General features: G+C 69.3%; 3 protein-coding genes and 1 pseudogene. 3 read left to right on the top strand and 1 reads right to left on the bottom strand.

Going from position 1 to position 5,320, the window contains the following annotated elements; translation table 11 throughout:
- On the top strand, nt 1–857 hold an 857-nt coding region (locus G6028_RS13255), incomplete at its 5' end, for an RCC1 domain-containing protein (RefSeq protein ID WP_182659149.1).
- Between the two features lie 191 nt (nt 858–1,048).
- Here the strand turns inward: G6028_RS13255 and G6028_RS13250 are convergent.
- Nucleotides 1,049–1,483 carry a DUF3052 domain-containing protein gene (locus G6028_RS13250; protein ID WP_182609628.1) on the bottom strand — a complete coding sequence of 145 codons (435 nt, stop codon included), beginning with the start codon at nt 1,481–1,483 and terminating at the stop codon, nt 1,049–1,051.
- Nucleotides 1,484–1,793: 310 nt separating this feature from the next.
- Here G6028_RS13250 and aceE point away from each other — a divergent pair, with 310 nt between their 5' ends.
- Complete coding sequence (gene aceE, locus G6028_RS13245) at nt 1,794–4,589, top strand: pyruvate dehydrogenase (acetyl-transferring), homodimeric type (RefSeq protein WP_179524990.1); 2,796 nt, start codon at nt 1,794–1,796, stop codon at nt 4,587–4,589.
- Nucleotides 4,586–5,320, top strand: a pseudogene (locus G6028_RS13240) (PucR family transcriptional regulator); the annotation flags it as partial. The gene aceE and the pseudogene G6028_RS13240, both read left to right, overlap by 4 nt.

Here is a 5,320-nt window from a genome sequence, read left to right as displayed (position 1 = left end):
TCCTCGCCGGCACGCCCGCCGGGCCCGCGGCGGCGCTGCCACAGAAGGTGCCCGGCGTCCGGGACGCCACCTCCGTGGCGGCGGTCGGTGGAGCGTTCCTCGCCACCCACTCCGACGGATCCGTGACCGCGTGGGGCGACTCGTTCATCGCGAGCGGGGGCCACCGCGGAGCCGAGCGTCAGCAGCCCACCCCGGGCCCGGTCCCCAAGGTCGAGAACGTGATCCAGGTGGCCGACGGGCAACTCAACGTCCTCGCCCTGCGCTCCGACGGCAGGGTGCAGGGGTGGGGGATCAATCTCACCCAGGTGATCGGCGAGCCGGACGGGACGCTGGTCCGCACGATCCGGGACGTCCCGGGTGCCGTCAGCGTGGCCAACCCGGGAGGGGCCGCCGTCATCGCCACCAGCACCGGAGAGGTGTGCGCGTGGGGCAACAACGTCCACGGACTGCTGGGCGTCGAACCGCGTGGAGGTCAGAGCCCGCGGGCGGTCAGGATCGAGGGCCTGACCGACATCGTCCAGGTGGCCGGCGGAAACGATTTCGCGCTCGCGCGGGATTCCGACGGGCACGTCTGGGCGTGGGGACGCATCGTCTCCGGGATGCTCGGCGACGGGGACGCCGAGGACACCTCCACCGCCTCGCCGCAGCAGGTGGTCGGCGTGCCGCCGATGGAGTGGATCGGCGCCTCAGGTGCCTCGTCGTACGGGATCGACCGGACGGGAAACCTGTGGGCCTGGGGCGGCGGCCTCCGGGCTGCCCCGTACGCCGGCGAGGACCGGCGCCCCTACCGCGTTCCGCTGCCGGGGCCCGCCCAGTCGGTGTCCGGCGGGGTCGTCCTGCTCGGACCGGACGGCTGACCGGCGACCGGGCGGCCGACCGACAGGGCGCCCGGACACGCCTCCGGTCCCGCGTGCCCGCACGGTGCATGAGAGAACACCGGCACCTCGGGTGCCGGTGTTCGTGAGATCAACTCATCCCGGTTCTGGTGCCCCACCGCCGGGCGGCCGAGCACCCCCGGGGGGTGCGATCACGACCGCGGAATGGCGTTCTACTTCCGCGGAATGCTGTTCTTCCGCAGCGCCAGGCGGCTTCCCGCCCAGTCCCCCAGGGCCGCGGTGCGGGTCTGAAGCATCCCGGCGGTCTGGGCCGACTCGGCGATGACCGAGGGCTCCACGTGGCCGTCGTTCCCCGTCTTGGGGGTGAGGACCCACACGGAACCCTCCTCCGCCAACGGGGTCACGACGTCCATGAGCCTGTCCACCAGGTCGCCGTCGCCGTCGCGCCACCAGAGCAGTACCGCGTCGACGATCTCGTCCGTGTCCTCCTCCAGCAGCTCCGACCCGACGGCGTCCTCGACGGCCTCACTGATCGACTCGTCACAGTCAGAATCCCATCCGACCTCCTGAACGAGCATGTCCTTCGTCAGTTCGAGCTGACCAGCAATCTGATCCGCCCCGTCCTGCTGGTTCGCCGCGGCGACCACCGTGGTGTTCCTCCCTCGTATCCGACTTCGTTCGTCTTGGTCTTTCGCTGACCAGGAACACTACCCGCGCACCCTCCCACGGGAAACGACTACCGCCTATTTGGGCGGTCAGAGCGCAGCCCCGTGTCGCGCATCACGCTTTGGGGCACAATCAGAGGAAGTCATGGGCCGACGACGGCCCGTGGCCGGTCGACCTCGCCATCCGCCACACACCCGCGGCGCGTGCGGTCGACCGGACACTGCACCCCGACATGTGTGGTGACCCCACCGGGTCGCCGCTGTACGTATCGCAGAAGTGAGGACGAGACGCATGACCGAGACCGTAGGCACCCGAGATGGTTCCGCACCCACCAACGTGCCGGTCCTCCGGGAGGGGGTCGCGTCCTATCTCGCGGACTCGGACCCCGAGGAGACGCAGGAGTGGATGGACTCCCTCGACGGCATGCTCGCGGAGGCGGGCCCCGAGCGGGCGCGCTACCTCATGCTCAGGCTCCTCGAGCGCGCCTCCAAGCAGCGGGTTCCCCTTCCGGCTCTCACCTCATCGGACTACGTCAACACGATCCCCACCAGCCTCGAACCCGAGTTCCCGGGCGACGAGTCGGTGGAGCGCACCTACCGGCGCTGGATCCGCTGGAACGCGGCCATCATGGTCCACCGCGCCCAGCGGCCCGGCATCGGTGTGGGCGGCCACATCTCCACCTACGCGGGCGCGGCCCCGCTGTACGAGGTCGGCTACAACCACTTCTTCCGCGGCAAGGACCACCCCGGGGGTGGTGACCACATCTTCTTCCAGGGGCACGCCTCACCCGGCATGTACGCACGCGCCTACCTCGAGGGTCGCCTCCGCGAGCACGACCTCGACGGGTTCCGGCAGGAGAAGAGCCACCCCGGACGCTCACTTCCCTCCTACCCCCATCCCCGCTGCCTACCCGAGTTCTGGGAGTTCCCCACGGTGTCGATGGGCCTCGGGCCCATGAACGCCATCTATCAGGCGCGGTTCAACCGCTACCTGCACAACCGCGGGATCAAGGACACCTCCCAGCAGCACGTGTGGGCGTTCCTCGGCGACGGTGAGATGGACGAGGTCGACTCGCGCGGAGCCCTGCAGGTGGCCGCGAACGACGCGCTCGATAACCTGACCTTCGTCATCAACTGCAACCTCCAGCGCCTCGACGGCCCGGTCCGCGGCAACGGGCAGATCGTCCAGGAGCTGGAGTCGTACTTCAGGGGCGCCGGATGGAACGTCATCAAGGTCGTGTGGGGCCGCGAGTGGGACGCGCTGTTCGAGAAGGACACCGAGGGTGCGCTCGTCTCCCTCATGAACTCCGTCTCGGACGGTGATTACCAGACGTTCCGCGCCAATGACGGCGCCTGGATCCGCGAGCACTTCTTCGGCCGTGATCCCCGCACGGCCAAGCTCGTCGAGGACATGACCGACGACGAGATCTGGGCCCTCCGCCGCGGCGGGCACGACTACCGGAAGATCCACGCCGCCTACAAGGCGTCGCTCGAGCACACCGGTCAGCCCACGGTGATCCTCGCGCACACGGTCAAGGGTTTCGGTCTGGGCCAGAACTTCGAGGGCCGCAACGCCGCGCACCAGATGAAGAAGCTGACGCTGGACGACCTCAAGCTGTTCCGCGACAAGCAGCTCATCCCCATCACGGACGAGGAACTGGAGGCCGACCCGACGCTGCCCCCGTACTACAACCCGGGTCCCAACTCGCCGGAGATCCGCTACATGCTCGAGCGGAGGAACGCGCTGGGCGGGCACGTGCCCGAGCGGCGCCAGACCTTCACCCCGCTCTCCGTCCCGGACATCGATTCCCTGGCCTCGCTCCGCAAGGGTTCGGGAAAGCAGTCGGTCGCCACCACGATGGCCCTGGTCCGCACCTGCAAGGAGCTCATGCGGGACGAGTCGCTACGCGATCGTCTGGTCCCGATCATCCCGGACGAGGCGCGGACCTTCGGGATGGACTCGTGGTTCCCGACCCTGAAGATCTACAACCCGCACGGGCAGAACTACACCTCCGTCGACCACGACCTCATGCTCAGCTACAAGGAGTCCAAGACGGGCCAGATCATGCACGAGGGGATCAGCGAGGCCGGGTCGGTGGCCGAGTTCACCGCCGCCGGCACCGCGTATGCGACCCACGGTGAGCCCATGATCCCGCTGTACATCTTCTACTCGATGTTCGGTTTCCAGCGCACCGGCGACGCCATCTGGGCGGCCTCCGACCAGCTCGCCCGCGGGTTCCTGCTCGGCGCCACCGCCGGCCGAACCACCCTCACCGGTGAGGGGCTGCAGCACATGGACGGCCATTCACCGCTTCTCGCCGCCACCAACCCGGGGATCATCTCGTACGACCCCGCATGGGGTTTCGAACTCGCCCACATCATGCGCGCGGGGATCGAGCGGATGTACGGGCCGGGCGCCGCCCATGAGAACGACACCGACGGGATCGACCGCAACGTGTCGTACTACATCACCCTCTACAACGAGCCCGTCCCGCAGCCGCCGGAGCCCGAGGATCTGGACTCCGACGCCCTGCTCCGGGGCTTGTACCTCTTCCGCAAGGCCGAGAAGGGCGCGCACAAGGCCTCGATCCTCGCCTCGGGTGTCGCGATGTACGCGGCCGCCGAAGCCCAGAAGACCCTGGCCGAGCGGTGGGACGTGGCCGCCGATCTCTGGTCGGCCACCTCGTGGAACGAACTGGCACGGGACGGTTACGAGTGTGAACGCCACGAGCTCCGACACCCGGATCAGCATGCCCGGACCCCGTTCGTCACCGCGTCTCTCGAAGGCAGCGAGGGACCGAAGGTCGCCGTGAGCGATTACCAGAAGGCGGTGCCGGACCAGATCCGCGGATGGGTCCCCGGTGACTTCACCGTCCTGGGCACCGACGGATTCGGGTTCTCCGACACCCGACCGGCTGCGCGTCGCTTCTTCAACACCGACGCCGAATCGATCATCGTCGCGGTCCTCGCCGGGCTGGTCCGCGAGGGCAGCCTCGAGAAGCGCACCCTGCTCGAGGCGGCCCGCCTGTACAAGATCGACGACGTCATGGCGGCGCCCGAGCCCACGACGGATCCCGGGGTGGCGTGACCGAGACGACCGGACCCGCGGCGGGGGCCGGGCCACAGACCGTACAGCCGTCACGGCGCCGATCCGCGAGGGCTCCGGATCAGCGACCGGTCTCGGATGCGCTGCTCAAGCGCATCACCCGGTACTCGGGGACGCTGTCGACGGAAGCGGTCCGGTCCCTCGAGGAGGACCTGCCGTTCTTCGCCGGGCTGTCCGCCGACCAACGGGCGGAGATCCAGCTGATCATCCAGAGCGCCGTGCGCGACTTCGTCACCTGGATGCGCAACCCCGAGGCCCCGCACACCGACACGATCGCGGGGTTCAAGCTTCTGCCCAAGGGCCTCGGTCAGGGCCTGTCCCTGCAGGAGACCGTGCAGCTCGTCCGCTCCACGTGCGAGTACTTCGAGCTGGTCATGCCGCGGATCACCCACAACGAGCGCCAGCGCGGGCTCATGATCGCGGCGGTGCTGAAATTCGGTCGCGAGCTCGGCTTCACCGCTGCCTCGGTGTACGCGGCCGCCGCCGAGAACCGGGGCGCCTGGGACACCCGCATGGAGGCGATGCTGGTCGACGCCGTCGTCCGCGGGGACCGGCACGCCGATCTCGCCTCCGGGGCCTCGGCGCTCAACTGGGATCCGACCACCGCTGCCACCGTCATCGTGGGGCGCCCCAGGGCGGATCTGGGGCTGGCGTCCGTGCCCGCCACGCACAAGGCCGCCGTCGCGGCGGGCAGGCACGCGCTGGCCGTGGTG

It is taken from the genome of Dietzia cercidiphylli (genome assembly GCF_014145145.1).
GTDB classification, from domain to species: domain Bacteria; phylum Actinomycetota; class Actinomycetes; order Mycobacteriales; family Mycobacteriaceae; genus Dietzia; species Dietzia natronolimnaea.
This window is presented reverse-complemented; position numbering and strand designations above follow the sequence as displayed.

Bases quoted from the DNA above. Each gene is read 5' to 3' on its own strand.
- aceE (WP_179524990.1), top strand. From the start codon at position 1,794: ATGACCGAGACCGTAGGCACCCGAGATGGTTCCGCACCCACCAACGTG.